General features: G+C 59.9%; 15 protein-coding genes and 1 pseudogene. 3 read left to right on the forward strand and 13 right to left on the reverse strand.

The features are described from left to right. Positions 1-174 precede the first annotated feature (174 nt). The 7 genes from IE127_RS06800 to IE127_RS06830 all read right to left on the reverse strand — a co-directional run bounded on the left by IE127_RS06800 (position 175) and on the right by IE127_RS06830 (position 6,452). A complete protein-coding gene (locus IE127_RS06800; protein WP_189424524.1) occupies positions 175-1,287 on the reverse strand; it encodes a flavin-containing monooxygenase in 1,113 nt (370 codons plus the stop codon). Further along, positions 1,284-1,754 (reverse strand): signal peptidase II, encoded by a 471-nt coding sequence (lspA, locus tag IE127_RS06805; RefSeq protein WP_189424526.1) that lies wholly within the window; start codon positions 1,752-1,754, stop codon positions 1,284-1,286. The genes IE127_RS06800 and lspA (IE127_RS06805) overlap by 4 nt, the downstream gene beginning before the upstream one ends. 25 nt (positions 1,755-1,779) lie before the next feature. Beyond that, positions 1,780-2,523, reverse strand: a complete 744-nt coding sequence (locus IE127_RS06810) for a cytochrome c biogenesis CcdA family protein (RefSeq protein ID WP_009452630.1) — start codon at positions 2,521-2,523, stop codon at positions 1,780-1,782. After that, positions 2,523-3,143: an SCO family protein gene (locus IE127_RS06815; protein ID WP_009452629.1), complete on the reverse strand. Its 621-nt coding sequence runs from the start codon at positions 3,141-3,143 to the stop codon at positions 2,523-2,525. Before IE127_RS06815 ends, IE127_RS06810 begins: the two co-directional genes overlap by 1 nt. Further along, on the reverse strand, positions 3,140-3,643 hold the full coding sequence (locus tag IE127_RS06820; RefSeq protein WP_009452628.1) for a copper chaperone PCu(A)C: 504 nt from the start codon (positions 3,641-3,643) through the stop codon (positions 3,140-3,142). Before IE127_RS06820 ends, IE127_RS06815 begins: the two co-directional genes overlap by 4 nt. Next, positions 3,636-4,253, reverse strand: coding sequence for a cation efflux transmembrane domain-containing protein (locus IE127_RS06825; protein ID WP_018065776.1), 618 nt, complete (start codon positions 4,251-4,253; stop codon positions 3,636-3,638). The genes IE127_RS06820 and IE127_RS06825 overlap by 8 nt, the downstream gene beginning before the upstream one ends. 66 nt (positions 4,254-4,319) lie before the next feature. Beyond that, a complete protein-coding gene (locus IE127_RS06830) occupies positions 4,320-6,452 on the reverse strand; it encodes a heavy metal translocating P-type ATPase (RefSeq protein ID WP_189424528.1) in 2,133 nt (710 codons plus the stop codon). A 226-nt stretch (positions 6,453-6,678) separates the two neighbouring features. Between IE127_RS06830 and IE127_RS06835 the strand changes: the two are divergent. Both IE127_RS06835 and IE127_RS06840 read left to right on the forward strand, forming a co-directional pair. Then, a pseudogene (locus IE127_RS06835) lies at positions 6,679-7,185 on the forward strand (DsbA family protein). Between the two features lie 69 nt (positions 7,186-7,254). After that, a complete protein-coding gene (locus IE127_RS06840) occupies positions 7,255-7,659 on the forward strand; it encodes a MerR family transcriptional regulator (protein WP_189424530.1) in 405 nt (134 codons plus the stop codon). A gap of 417 nt (positions 7,660-8,076) precedes the next feature. Here the strand turns inward: IE127_RS06840 and IE127_RS06845 are convergent, their stop codons facing one another. The 5 genes from IE127_RS06845 to IE127_RS06865 form a co-directional block, all read right to left on the reverse strand. Further along, on the reverse strand, positions 8,077-9,357 hold the full coding sequence (locus IE127_RS06845; RefSeq protein ID WP_189424532.1) for a cytochrome P450: 1,281 nt from the start codon (positions 9,355-9,357) through the stop codon (positions 8,077-8,079). 30 nt (positions 9,358-9,387) lie between these two features. Then, positions 9,388-9,777, reverse strand: coding sequence for a signal peptidase II (gene lspA, locus IE127_RS06850; protein ID WP_444542490.1), 390 nt, complete (start codon positions 9,775-9,777; stop codon positions 9,388-9,390). Positions 9,778-9,885: 108 nt separating this feature from the next. After that, complete coding sequence (locus IE127_RS06855; RefSeq protein WP_152007139.1) at positions 9,886-10,629, reverse strand: cytochrome c biogenesis CcdA family protein; 744 nt, start codon at positions 10,627-10,629, stop codon at positions 9,886-9,888. Then, the gene (locus tag IE127_RS06860) at positions 10,629-11,630 is read right to left on the reverse strand and encodes a sodium:calcium antiporter (RefSeq protein WP_152007138.1); all 1,002 of its coding nucleotides are present in this window, start codon (positions 11,628-11,630) and stop codon (positions 10,629-10,631) included. The genes IE127_RS06855 and IE127_RS06860 overlap by 1 nt, the downstream gene beginning before the upstream one ends. An 82-nt stretch (positions 11,631-11,712) precedes the next feature. Next, on the reverse strand, positions 11,713-12,606 hold the full coding sequence (locus IE127_RS06865; protein ID WP_152007137.1) for a cation efflux transmembrane domain-containing protein: 894 nt from the start codon (positions 12,604-12,606) through the stop codon (positions 11,713-11,715). A 65-nt stretch (positions 12,607-12,671) separates the two neighbouring features. On the opposite strand from IE127_RS06865, the gene IE127_RS06870 reads away from it, so the two are divergent. Continuing rightward, positions 12,672-13,007, forward strand: coding sequence for an ArsR/SmtB family transcription factor (locus IE127_RS06870; RefSeq protein ID WP_373297289.1), 336 nt, complete (start codon positions 12,672-12,674; stop codon positions 13,005-13,007). A 260-nt stretch (positions 13,008-13,267) separates the two neighbouring features. Here IE127_RS06870 and IE127_RS06875 read toward each other — a convergent pair. Next, on the reverse strand, positions 13,268-14,516 hold a 1,249-nt coding region (locus IE127_RS06875; protein WP_244639965.1), incomplete at its 5' end, for a dihydrolipoyl dehydrogenase family protein.

A 14,516-nucleotide genomic window follows, 5' to 3' on the forward strand; every position in this document is an offset into this window, starting at 1 on the left:
TCTGGCAGGTAGTGCCGAAGGCACCGATGAAATCAGGCCGTTTGCCGCTTGTCCGACTTTGGAAGGGAACGGAAAAGCTGACGTTCCGCAGTCGACCTCATCCGGGACGTCCGTGGGGCAGGTCATTGCTCCTGAAACCAGACGCTGCAGGTGGCCGACGTCACCCGCGACATATCACAGCGGCACGTCGCGGCCGAAGCAGAATTTCACACATGCGGCGACAACCGTGGAAGCATCTTCACCAGCGCCCATCACGAGGGCTGAAGCACGATTCCGCTGCCATGGGCGACCTAGGTGAAAAAGGCCTGGTACTGGAGATAGCCCGCCTACTTGCAGAAAGTTTCCGTTGGAATGGGTAGTGTCCGGAATCTGGAGCCATGTGCTGTCGTCTCGATATCCAATGCACCAGATGACGGAGTCGACCAGCCGTTTCGATCCATTGATGAAGGATGCGGCTCGATCGTGTGCTGAAACTAATCGTGGTAAAACGGCTACGCCCATTTGTTCCACATTGCCAAGGCTGAGACCCCTGTCAGGAAATGGGTCGGCGCGCCGCATCAGACGTCCTATCGCCGAGCCGGGTCTTGCTCTCATCAAGCCAAGTGTGCGTAGCCACCACCATGTGCTCTTGCCCAGAATGCGCTCCGGAAACAGCCGGCGGCTGCGTCCAACCGCAAGCACCACTTCATGGGTCACAGCCAGCTCGGCTGCAATGTCGCGTCCGCTTGCTCCATCTCCGACGACAAGGGCCGTGCCAGGCGGGAGATCGCCGGGATTGTGATAACTTTCCGCTGTCAGTTGCGTGACCGCGCTGTCGAAGCCGGCAGCAATCGTCGGAACTATTGGTTTCTGAAACGCACCCGTAGCGACGATCACGGCCTTGGCGACTATGTGCCTACCATCATCGAGTTGCGCGGCGAACCGCTCGTCAGGACGGCGTTCGAGCCGAGCCACGCCATTTCCGGGTCGCACCCCAAGGTCGAAATGGCTGGCGTAGGCTTCGAGATAGTCCGCAAACTCATCTCGCGTTGGATAGCTTTCCGGGTTCCCATCGAGCGCAAGGCCGGGCAGCGAACTAAATGCGCGCGGGGTGAACAGCGTCAGGGAATCGTAGCGACGGCGCCAACCGTCGCCGATGCGGGCATGGCGATCAACGATCAGGAATGAAAGCTCTGTTCTGGCAAGATAATGGCCGGCCGCAAGTCCCGCTTGCCCCGCGCCGATCACCAGAACGTCTATTTCCTCCGGACCATGGCTCACGGATAGCTGGCGAGGACTTCTGTTCATGCATTTCGAGCTTTTGTTTTGCCTGTAGCCAGAACGTTCTCCACGAGCAAAAGGCCTACCCCGCAGACAATCGCCACGTCGGCAAGGTTGAAGGCGGGCCAATGATAGCTGCCAATGTAAAAATCTAGGAAATCCGTCACGGCACCCTGCCGCAGCCGGTCGAGCAGATTGCCGAGCGCACCCCCGACGATGAGCCCGAGGGCGGATGCCGTAAGTCTGTTGTCGGTTCGCTTGATCCAAACAAGGAGTCCCGCGACTATGGCGAACGTGAACACCATCAGTATCCAAGCCGGAGCCTGGCCGAACAATCCGAAGCTTACGCCGGTGTTAAAGCCGAGCACGAGATTAAAGAAGCCGGTGACGGGGATGACCTGAGGTGGATTCATGACATGGTTCAGGACCCACCATTTCGTCGCCTGATCAAGGAGGAATCCGCCAAGGGCGAAGGGAAGGCCGAGCCTGAGCATGTCCGTATTTCCTTTAAACTCCGGCTTAGCCGATCCGACCGAGGGCCGGGAACGTCTGGAGCAGCCATATTGCAAAGCTAGAGAGATGGCCGGTGATCATGGCGATGCCCATCACCACCATCACCCCACCAGCGACGATTTTGAGCACCCGGCCGGTGCGGCGCATCGACATCATCCGCGCCATGAACCCGCGCATGAATAAAGCCGCCAAGATGAAAGGGAGGCCAAGGCCCAGGGAATAGACGGCGAGCAGCGTCGTTCCGCTTGCAACCGTGGCGTTGGCAGCGGAGAGGGTCAGAATCGCACCTAGCACTGGTCCGATGCAGGGAGTCCAGCCGAACGCAAAAGCGAGACCCAGGAGATAAGCGGCCCCAGCGCTTCCGCTGCCCGGATTGGCATGGAACCGGGCTTCACGATTGAGCCAGGGCATTGGTACGAGGCCGGTCGTGAATAGGCCGAAGACGATAACGATCCCTCCGCCAATCAGGTTCGCTTCGAAAAGATACATGCGCAAGAGCCGGCTCAACACGGTGGCGCTGGCCCCAAGGATGACAAACACGGTCGTGAAGCCGAGCACGAAGCAGAGGCTGAGGCCGAGAGTTCGGCCCGCTGCCCTGAATTCTGTATCGGCCGCAATTCCGTCCGGGCTAATCGTGCGGCCTGCAACGTAGGAAATATAGCCCGGCACCAGCGGCAGAACGCAGGGCGACAGGAAGGATATAACGCCAGCGGCGAAAGCCGTCGCCATTCCGATACTGGAGAACTCCATCAGCCAATCTCGCCCACTAGACGGCGGAGCTTCTGCAAGCGAATCTCACGCGGCTCGTGCATGTCGAGCGTGCCGACGAATTGGCTCTCGGCATCCATCATGTAGACGCCTGCGGTGTGATCCATCGTGTATTCGCCCCCCTCCAGAGGCACTTTTCGCGCGTAGGCCGCAAAGGCCTTCACCACGGCGTCCGTTTCCTGTCGATTTCCCCGCAATGCGAGGATGCGATCATCAAAGGCTGTCATGTATTGAGCCAGCAGCTCTTGGCTGTCTCGTTCGGGATCGACGGTGAAGAACAGTACGTTGAACTGGTCGGCCACCGGCCCGAGCTCGTTCATGAGATCGCTGAGTTCGTAGAGCGTCGTCGGACACACATCGGGACAATGGGTGAAGCCGAAGAAGGCGAGATAAGGCTTTCCAGCAAGCGCGGCATTGTCGATCGTCCCGCCTTGATGCGATGTGAGCTGGAACGGGCCGCCGATAGCTGCGATGCCTGTCGAAGACGCGACCGCCGCATTTTGCTGCTGCCAAGGCTTGGACACTGACAAGCCGATGAAAAGCCCACCGACAGCGGCGACGGCAACCCATGCAACAAGACGGAAAAGTTTGACGCCGCTCATTGGACAGCCTCTCCGTGCCCGTCATGTTCGTTCGCAAATTCCGGACGAGCACCCATGTTCTGCACAGCGAACTCAACGTCGATGGTACCGGCCTGCTCGAACACCAGTGTTGCGGCAAACCGCTCCCCTTCCTTCAAAGGACGCGATGGCTTCAAAAACATGATGTGTATACCGCCAGGTTGAAGTTCGACCGTCTTGCCAGCCCCAATTTCGATGCCATTTTGCACCGGCCTCATGCTGGCAACCCCGTCGATCACGGTCGACTCGTGGATTTCCGCCCGTTCTGACAGAGGTGATGAGATCGAAACCAGACGGTCGGCCATACCGCCATCGTTCGTTAGCGTCAGATAGCCGCCGGCTACCGGCGCGACCGGCGGAGTCGCGCGCGACCACGGATGATTGATGGTGATCGAACCGGCTTGGAAGTCGTGACCAACGGCAGGAGAGATCAATACCGCAAGGGTAAGGAAGGCGGCGGATAGGGCTCGTGAACTAATCATGTTGATTAACTTTCTCTCCAGCTTCCCCGGCCTTTTCAAGAATTTCCAAGCCGCTTCTGACAACGACAACAACCACGCCCAGGCCGATGATCAGATCCGGGTAGGGCGAATTGAAAAGGATTACGGCCAGACCCGAAAGCGCGATGGCTGAGTTCACGAGCATGTCGTTTGTCGTGAAAATCCATGAGGCTTGCAGATGCACGCCGCCTTCCCGATGAGAATTCAGGAACCACATGCAGATCATATTCGTAAGCGCGCTCGCGATTGCCACGGCAATCATGACCGGCCCTATCGGATCGGAGCCAGTGAAGAAGCGACGACCGACTTCAAATAGAAGAAGACCAGCGAAAACCATCAGAAGGATACCCGACAGCCGGGCAACTCGAACCTTCGCCGCCAAACCGCGACCTACGACGAAAAGGCTAATAGCGTAGACACCGGCATCGCCAAGATTATCGAGTGCAGAGCCCATCAATCCTGTTGACTGAGCCCACCACCCTAATCCCCCCACAATGGCTGCCTGGGCCGTATTGATCGCAAGCACCCATGCGAGCGCCCATTGTTCGCTCTTCTCGGATGAAGTGGCACTGCCCTTGGACTGATTACTCATAAATTACACCTCGGCTTTCTTGGCGAGAAGTGGAAGCCGCGACCTGCCTTCGCGCACTGCTTGGGCTCATTTGTCGCGGGTGCCGCGCCAGGTCAGCAGGCGCAGCGCATTGGCCGTAACGAGGACCGTAGCGCCCGTATCGGCGAGGATCGCCATCCAGAGCGTGGTAATGCCGAATAGAGTCGTCACGAGGAAGACGGCCTTCAGACCAAGCGCTATGGCGATATTTTGCCAAATATTGCCGAGTGTCGCCTGTGACAACCCGATGAGATCGGCAACACCCGTCACCCGGTTTCTGAGCAGCGCGGCATCGGCGGTCTCCAGAGCAACGTCGGTGCCTGCACCCATGGCAACGCCAACGGAAGCGGCTGCGAGCGCCGGCGCGTCATTGATACCGTCTCCCACCATGGCGATCGGGCCATTAGCTTTGAGGCGACCGATCTCGGCGAGCTTGGCGTCGGGCAACAATTCGGCGCTTGCCTCAAGGCCAAGATGGGCCGCAATGGCGTCGGCCGTGCGCTTGTTGTCGCCGGTCAGCATCAGTGGCCGCACACCTCGATCTGTCAGTCGCTTCACACCTTCGATAGCGTCGTCGCGCGGTTCGTCGCGCAACGCGATCAATCCCTCGATGGTCTTGCCCTTTATAAGCACGACGACCGTCTTGCCCTGGCTCTCCAGTGTGGTGATCGTCTCGGCGATATTCTCTTCGAGGGCAGCCTGTTCGGCGGCATGACGGGGAGACCCGACCGAAGCGAAGCCGTCCTTCAACCGCGCTGTGACCGCTTTGCCGGGTGTAGCAACGCCGCCCCCGAAGGTGACGGGCAGTTCGAGCCCCCGCACCTTTGCCGCCTCCACGATTGCAACCCCGAGAGGATGGCTGGTGCTGCGCTCGACGGCCGCTGCAATGGCAAGGACGGAGTTCTCGTCCCCATTGATCGGCACAATGTCCGTCACCTGGGGATGGCCACGCGTCAGCGTTCCTGTCTTGTCGAAGGCAACAGTTTCGACCTTACCGAGTATTTCCAGTGCCGCGCCCCCCTTGATCAGCAATCCCTGACGCGCGCCGGCGGCAAGACCCGAGGCAATAGCCGCCGGCGTGGAAATCACGAGCGCGCAGGGACAAGCAATCAGCAACGTCGCAAGACCCCGATATACCCATGTCATCCAGTCACCGCCGAAGGCGAGCGGCGGCACCACAACGATCAGAGCCGCGACGACCATAGCGCCCGGCGTATACCAGCGGCTGAAACGGTCGATCATACGCGCCGTCGGGGCCTTTGATTCCTGAGCTTCCTCGACCATGTGGATGATGCGGGCAATGGTATTGTCGGCCGCGACATGGCTGATCGACACCCGCAACTCGCCATTTGCATTGATGCTGCCGGCATAGACGTTTGCGCCGGCTTCTTTCAGCACGGGCATGGATTCGCCTGTCACGGGCGCCTCATCGACCTCAGATGCACCATCAATCACCGTGCCGTCAGACGGCACACGGTCCCCAGGCCGAACAACGACGACATCACCAATGGCCAACTCTTCGGCAGCGACCTGCTCAATGACACCATCACGCTCGCGGAACGCGACCCGGGGCACGAGATCGATCAGCGCTTCAATGCCTGCCCGCGCACGGCCTGCCGCCACGGTTTCAAGCAGTTCGCCCACTGCGAACAGAAAGATCACGACAGCAGCTTCTTCGGCCTCGCCAATGGCGACCGCGCCGAGTGCCGCGACTGTCATCAACGTTTCGATAGTAAAGGGCGAGCCGGACATCGCGCCGGCGACCGCCCGCCTCGCGAACGGGATAACGCTAATCAGGGCCGCACCTGAATAGAGCCATTGCTCCCAATCCGGCAAGATACGCGCAAGGGCGAAGGCAAGCATGAACAGTGCGCCGGTCAGCAGTACAAGCCGACCCTTGCTGCCTTTCCACCACGCCTCTGTGATGCGCTTCCGAGGCGGACCCGCCTTCGTCTCAGCCTGCTCGATCACTGGCGTGTAGCCGAGCGCTCGGATCTTTTGCTCAATAGTGCCGAGGGCCGTCCGGTCTTCATCGAGTTGCAATGCTAGCGTCTCGTTGGCGTAGCTGACATTGATGTCGCTAACGCCCGGCAGGCGTTGCATCGCCGTCTCGATTTTCAATGCGCACGAGGCGCAGTCCATGCCTTCTATACGCAGTCTGTAAGGGCTCGCTGCCGCCATGGTGTCACCTCGATAGTTTAATGTGACACCGCAGATAGACCCTGTAGCAACTACAGGGTCAAGAGCCGACTTCGTTTATTAGATTTCGCGCGGCGATCCACGTGCAAATTCGCCGCACAGCTTCATTGCCGGCGGTGCCATTCTCTACGACCGGTACGGCGGCACCTCGGCACAGCCCGTTGCAGCGGCGCAAGGTGATGCGCTGGTCAGGGCGCATTCACCGATCATCGGCCCAGAGGATGCGCCGGTGACGATCGTGGAATTCTTCGATCCGTCCTGCGAGGCGTGCCAAGCCTTCTATCCAGCCGTTAAGCAGATCATGGCGAATTTTCCTGACCAGACGCGCCTTGTCATCTGATACACGCCCTTCCATGAGGGATCGGAAGAAGCCGTCAGGATTCTGGAAACGGTCAGTCTTCAGGACCGCTACGAACCGGTACTGGAAGCCTTGCTAGCGCGACAGCCGGAATGGGCCGTGCATGGTGCACCCGACCTTGCGAAAGCCTGGGAGATCGCAGCGACGGCGGGGCTTGATGTCGAACAGGCACGGCGCGAGATGTCCTCGGCCGAGATCGACGCCGTTCTTGAGCAGGATATGGTCGATGTTCAGAGCAATAATGTTCGCCAGACACAGACCTTTTTCGTGAATGGCAGGCCGCTGGAATCCTTCGGACCGCAGCAACCCCACGACCTGGTGCGTGTAGAGGTGGAGAGCGCCAGAGCGGCGCAATAGGTGAGTCATCGAGATCGACAAACGTCCAAAGTGAACTATATGACCCTGTATACGCTACAGGGTCATAAAATGAACTCTTCAATTCTGACGATCGGTCATCTTGCAAGGCAAACCGGTACCAAGGTCGAAACGATCCGCTTTTACGAGAAGAACGGTCTACTGCCCGAGCCCTCGCGTACCGAAGGCAATTATCGGGCGTACGAGCCAGACCATCTGAACCGGCTGAGCTTTATCCGCCGGGCACGTGACCTGGGCTTCTCGCTCGACCAGATCAGAGCGCTTCTCGCGCTCTCCGACAATCGCGGACAATCGTGTGCGGCAGTTGACGCCATCGCGAGTAAACATCGTGCAGAGGTCGAAAAGAAGATCTCTGATCTGATGGCGCTCAAGACGGAACTCGACCGAATGATTGACCAGTGTGGCTGCGGCGTGGTCGCCGATTGCCGGATCATTGAAACCCTGTCACCAAAATGATCGGAGGCCCATGCAGCTTTGCCGACTATCCATGTCTTGATCGATTGCATTTGGCAGGTCGTTCGACATCTTCCGCGTCCATAAAGGGCGAAGCAGGTGGCTGGCCCTTATATACTTCCACGGAGCCCTTATATCGGCCGCCCGGTTTGATCGGCGGATCTACATTCTTGCCTCAGCAGAGCGTTCGGTTTTAGTGAATAGTAATAAAAGGTTGTTCGCATAATTAACATTATGGAACTAAGCCATTGATTTTAAACATAATACGCAAGATGCTATGATTATTCAATTTTGGCAACCGGCAGCTCGTCGAGCTTGTGTCGCGGCGAGCGGAGAACAATTTTGATGTCCATTCTCGCTTATTGCTGCCGGACGCCGCCGGCAATGCATCCAGCCAAATTTGCCGTTGAACGCACGGCGTCAGCTTGGCGACGCAGCAGGAATGCGGGTCGAAGTCTGCCCAACGTTTTTGATGATGAAGCGGCTGCGCGGCAGAGCAGGTAACCTCGAATAGTCGATCCGCAGATCCTGCTCCGGCACATCATACCGTATGCTTCTGGATAGAACCTCCGAAGCCTGCTTCATCAGCTCGATCGTGATCCACTCACCTGGGCATCGGTGATGCATATGGTGATCGCCGCCACCTTGAGGGACGAAGTTGAAGGGGCTCCTGTCCCAATCACCAAACCGTTCTGGCCGAAACGTTTCGGGTGTTTCCCATGAGCGCGCATCATGGTTTGTGCCGTAAAGGTCGAGGAGAACGCGGCGTCCCTGGGGGAAGTGATACCCCTGCCATTCAAAGTCACGGCGCACCCGTGCCGCGACAGCAGGAAAGAAAGGATAGAACCGGCGGACCTCCTGGGCAAAGAGTTCAGTGTAGCTCTCATCATCGCCGGCCTGGAGCTTGCGCCGACACTCAGGATATTGATGCAGGGCGTGCGCTACAAACGTGATGTAGACGCTGACGGCCACAATCGGTCTGATCACGTTTAGCACTTCCACAGCAGCGAAGTGAGGCGGCAGCAACTCACCGTTCAGATCCCGGTGCCATGCAATAACATGGGCAGCGGATTGTTCGGCGGGGCATAACCGGCCGCTTCGAATCTGATCGATGATGGTCTCGATCCAGCGGTTGCTCCTCTTGCGGGCCAAGCGAGCCCACCAGTGTTTCGGCCCAATAGATCCGGCATAATCGAATAGCGCGGTGATCTCTCGCGTTCGCTGCGCGACTTCTGAGTCCGCGAGCGACACACCGGCCCAGGCGCAGGCAGCGCGCATGAGAAGGCCGTGCAACTCGTGATATAGAACCACTTCGTCCTTTAGCGTCCAGGCGCGAGCGTAGGTCTGCCACTCTTCGGCGGTTCCCGCCACCAGCCGAGCGAGCTGCTCAGCGCTCATCAGCGACATGAACATCCGCTTGCGGTGTTTGTGAGCCTCGTCGTCCAGGCCCTGCACGCCTCCCTGTCCGAGCAGCGTCTTTTGAATCCGCCCGACCATGGCGCCACGCCGCATGAACCGGTCGTTGTCGTAGAAGAGCCGAGCCGCTTCCGGCCCGGTCATGCAGGTCGCCTTTTGCAGCATCAGCCGTGTTTCGAATAGGTCTGCCCCATACTTCCGACATCGCTTCGATATGAACCGATACGGATCATTGATCAGGGCCAGAGTGGCGTCCGGCGTTGCGGTGCGGGGGATCTGAGGCATTGAAGCGTCCTTCGTCGGGCAGGCACTGGTTCAGGCGCTACGGGCTTTCGTGTCATCTCTGGCTATGACGCTCTCGATGAGCAAGAGCCCCGCCCCGCATACGATCGCCACGTCGGCAAGATTGAAGGCTGGCCAATGATAGCTGCCAATGTAGAAATCCAGAAAATCCGTCACGGCGCCCTGCCGCAGCCGGTCGAGCAGATTGCCCAGCGCGCCCCCGACGATAAGCCCGAGGGCGGCGGCCGTGAGACGGTTGTCGGTTCGCTTGATCCAGCCCAGGAGTCCCGCGACTATGGCAAGCGTGAACGCCATCAGGATCCAAGCCGGAGCCTCGCCGAACAATCCGAAGCTCACGCCGGTGTTAAAGCCGAGCACGAGATTGAAGAAGTCGGTGACAGGGATGACCTGAGGTGGGTTCATGACATGGTTCAGGACCAACCATTTCGTCGCCTGATCAAGGAGAAATCCGCCAAGGGCGATTGGAAGGCCGAGCCTGAGCATATCGCATAGTCCCTTAAAAATTACGGCTCAGCCGATTCGGCCGAGGGCCGGGAACGTCTGGAGGAGCCAAATTGCAAAGCTGGAGAGATGGCCGGTAATCATGGCGATACCCATGACCACCATCACCCCGCCAGCGACGATTTTGAGCACCCGGCCAGTTCGGCGCATTGACAACATCCGTGTCATGAATCCGCGCATGAACAGAGCGGCCAGGATAAAGGGCAGGCCAAGGCCCAGCGAGTATACGGCCAACAGTGCCGTTCCGCTTGCAACCGTGGCGTTGGCGGCGGATAGGGCCAGGATCGAGCCCAGCACAGGTCCGATGCATGGGGTCCAGCCGAACGCGAAAGCGAGACCGAGCAAGTAGGCAGACCAAGCGCCGCCGCTGTTCGGACTGGAATGGAACCGCACGTCACGATCGAGCCAAGGCATCGGTACAAGGCCGGTTGTGAACAAGCCGAAGATGACGACGATCACACCGCCGATCAGGTTTGCTTCGTAAAGATGCGTGCGCAGGAGTCCGCCCAACGCGGTCGCACTGGCCCCGAGCAAGACGAACACGGTCGAGAAGCCGAGAACGAAGCAGAGGCTGAGGCCGAGGGTTCGGCTCGCCGCCGTTATTCCGGAATGGGCCGGAACCCCGTCGGCGCTGATCGTGCGCCCCGCGACATAGGATATATAGCCCGGTACTAGCGGCAGAACGCAGGGCGACAAAAAGGATATCACGCCTGCGGCGAAGGCTGTCGCTATTCCGATACTGGAAATCTCCATCAGACCAGCTCCAGCACCCAGACAACAACGACGGCTACATAGGTAGCGTAGGCGCCAACCAGGGTAAGAACCTGCCAGCGGCGGAAGCCGGGTTCGGACCCGCCCCAGCGGACGAACGCCGCGTAGAGCGCAGGCATAAGCGCGACAAAGACGAAACTTACCCAGACCAGCCGGAAGTTGTCGATCTGCGTCCCGACAAGCGCCAAGGGCAGAAATCCGACCGTCATGGTCATGGCGTGATCGCCGATGATGTTGGTGAGTGCCGGCGTGATCTGGCCGCTCCGCGACACCTTCCAGGACGCGAAGATCTCTGGCAGGGCGGCAACCGGCGCAGTGATGAACAGGCCGCCGATGATCGGCGAGATGCCAAACGCCTGCACTAGATTTTGGGTCGAGATGACGGTGAAATAGGCGCCGAGTGCGAGAACCCCAACGCCGGCGACCGCCATCCATATCCCCTTGCGCGACCACTCGACCTGCTCGGGCTTCTCGCGGCCGCGAAAAAATGCCTGGGCGGCATAGGCGGCATAGGCGGCCAACAGGACCCCGCCATCAATTGGCTGTAGCCCCTGCCAGGGCGCAGGAAGGATCAGGAGAGCCGCGAGCGCCAATATGCCGAGATATGGAAGAGCCTGCACGGTTGCTGCTTTCGGATCAACACGCAATAGGTGCTCGCGCAGGTGCTGTTGATGTCCCGGATCATCGGGAATGTCGCGCTTGCGCGTTGCGATATAGCCGACGGAAACGAGCGCGGGGATGCCGATGGCGGTCGAGCCGAGCATTGCCCCCAAGCCGATATCGGTCACGCCCCGCACGGCGCTGGTAACGTTGACACCGACTTCCGGGCTTGCAGTGGCGATGCCAATCAGAGAGCCGCCAGCAGCCGCCGAAAGCCCCCACTGTTTGCGCAACTTACGAAGGGGCTCCGCCAGATGATCGGAACCCCACGCCGCCGCGAAGACGGCGGCCAACAGGACAGCAGCCCATATCCAAGTGCTCATGCTCCTCCGTGACAGGTTGTCCGGATCGAGCTGATCGACAAGGCGCGGTTCGTGAAGGAGCGGTCGGGTTCGCGGCTCGATATCATGCCGGAGCGCTCCGCCGTGTCGACGAAGCTTCCCGCAAATCGCTGCGGGCGTCGCGGATGATCGACCAGGACGACTGCAGGAACAGGCCGGCGATCACGGCGGCGACGACGAGGTCCGGCCAAGCCGTTCCGGTCCAAGCCACCAGGCCTGCCGCCACGACGACGGCTGCGTTTCCGATCGCGTCGTTGCGCGAAAACAGCCAGACCGCCCGCACATTCGCGTCGCCCGTTCGGTGGGGCAGCAATGGAAGAACCGCAACCACATTGACGACGAGTGCAACCAGTGCGAACAGGCCCATCAACTCGGCCTCGGGTTGCTGCTGCACCAGCACGCGATAGGCCGTATTCACAAGGACCCCAAGGCCGAGCGCCCCAAGAAAAAGGCCTTGGATTAAGGCGGAACGGGCGCGCCAGACGATGCTCCACCCGATGGCGAGGATGCCAAGAAAAGTAATGAGGCCGTCGCCCAGGAAATCGAGTGCGTCGGCCTTTAGCGCCTGCGAACCAGAAATAAAGCCACCGAACATCTCGATGATTCCGTAGCCGACATTGAGTACGACCACGATCCACAACGCGCGTTTGTAGGCCGGTGTAATGTGCGATAGGTCCTTGGGCAGATCGTCAATGTCGCCCTCGGTGTCGGTTTCGGGCGCATCCAGACGGTCAAGCCGGTATCCGATGCCGCTGACAGCGCGCTCGACCTCCGGGAGGCGGGCCGCTGGGTCGCTTACGTGCAACGTCATGATCTGCGTGGCAGTCGAAACCTTTACCTCGTCCACCCCAACCGAGCGCACTGCCTTCTCGATCTTAGCCGCGCAGGAGGGGCAATCCATGCCGGTGACGCGGTAGCGTGCGGTCTCGGCATCGTGCGCTGATGCTGTTATTGTCATGGCTATCTTTCCTGTTCGAGAGAGGCTATATATCATCCGTGACTGATATGTCTAGTAATGTCGAAGTGCTGGAGCGGATCAAGGATACAACCTTTGCTCTGCGTACGAAGCTATTCCGGGGATTGGCCGATGCCTCGCGCTTGTCAATTCTTGATGCTTTGCGCACGCGGCCGTTGTCTGTCGGCGAGATCGTCGCGATCACGGGTCTGTCGCAGCCGAACGCGTCGAACCATCTGCGGTGTCTCAGCGAATGCGGCCTCGTCTCCGGCGAGCAGCGCGGCCGTTTTGTCCATTATCGCCTGAGCGATCAACGTCTGAATGATCTGTTTTTGCTTAGCGACGAGCTGCTGACGGAGACCGCGTGCGCCGTAGATACCTGCGGGAACTATGGCACAAGCTGATCCAAGCGGGTTATTGCTGGCGCAGCGCTCCATTTTGCGGTCCCGCCGATTTCAGGTCGCGCATGAGGCGTACCTTCCTCGGCAGCACACCGGCGCGGATCGCCGTTCCCGGCCATGCAAGTCCAGGATCGGGCCGCGGACGTGATCCGTTTCGAAGGGCCTGACGGACAGGTCGTCACGTTGCCGCCGCTGGCCTTCTACACCTTGATGGACCCTATTCCCGGGCGCCGCGCGCAAAGGCGAGGCTAAACGCTGCGCTCCTAAAGCATGTAACCGATGTCAGAGGCTCCGGTCGGATAGGCGAACATCGTCTGCTTGAGCGCCGTTGCAGTCAGCTCGTGCCGGATTGCGAGCGCGAACAGGTTGATGATTTCATCAGCGTGCGGGCCGACCAGATGCGCCCCGAGCACCCGTTCAGTACCTTCCTCGACCATCACCTTGAACCCGTAAACCGGCTCGGCCGTCTGCCGGGCGGTGAACCAGTCCGAGGCCTTTTGTGACTTTATGCTGAATTTTAGCCCCTGCCGCTGCGCTTCTTCTTCGCTCAGGCCCACGGCGGCGATCGGCGGAAGCGTAAACGCAACGCGCGGGACGCCACGATAATCTGGCTTGTGCCCGTTGCCTTCAAGGATGTTGCTGACAACCAATTTTGCGTCGTGACTCGATACTGGCGTGAGCGGCGGGCCAACCTGGGCGGCATCGCCGGCTGCATAAACAGCCGAGTTCGAGACGCTTTGCAGATACTTATTGAGCTGCAAGCGGCGATCCTTCACCGCCACCCCGGCGGCGTCAAGATCGAGGCCGTCGAGGTTCGGGACGCGCCCGGCGGCATGGATGACCAAGTCGGCCTCTATGGTCACGCTCTGTCCGCCCGATGAAGCTGTGATGCGATATCCGTCTCCGGCCGTCTCGATCGACGTCACTTCCGTGCCCGTGCGCACGTCGATCCCGACCGCCTCGAAACTCTCCATCAGCCAGCCGACCAGCTCCGGCTCAAAATGGGTGAGCATCCGATCGCCGCGTTGCAGCACCGTCACTTTCGCGTTGGCGCGCGCCGCGATACTGGAGAACTCGGCCGCGATATAGCCGCCGCCGACCATGACAATGCGTTCCGGCAGGGATTCGAGGGCAAGAAAGTCCTCATTGTCGATCAAATGTTTTTCGCCGGGGATTCCGAGCGTCACCGGTTTTGCGCCCGTGGCGATCAGGATGTGGGCGCCTTCGAGCGCGGTTCCCTCGACCTCGACGCTGTTCGGTCCGGTAAATCGCGCCTGGCCGTGGAAGGCGGCAATGTCCTTTTCCGCGTAACTGTCCTCGTGCATTTCCGGTACGGGATCGGTAAAGCTGCGCTTGAAGGCGATCAGCTCGGGCCAATCGATAAGCGGCATGCCGGCGATCCCCTTGTCCTGCATGCGCCTGGCATGGTCGATCGCGGCGGCCCCGCCGACCAGCATCTTTTTCGGATCGCAGCCGCGGAGCGCGCAGGTGCCGCCAAAGGGCTTGTAGTCG

Origin of the sequence: Devosia pacifica (assembly GCF_014652635.1) — a bacterium.
GTDB lineage: Bacteria > Pseudomonadota > Alphaproteobacteria > Rhizobiales > Devosiaceae > Devosia > Devosia pacifica.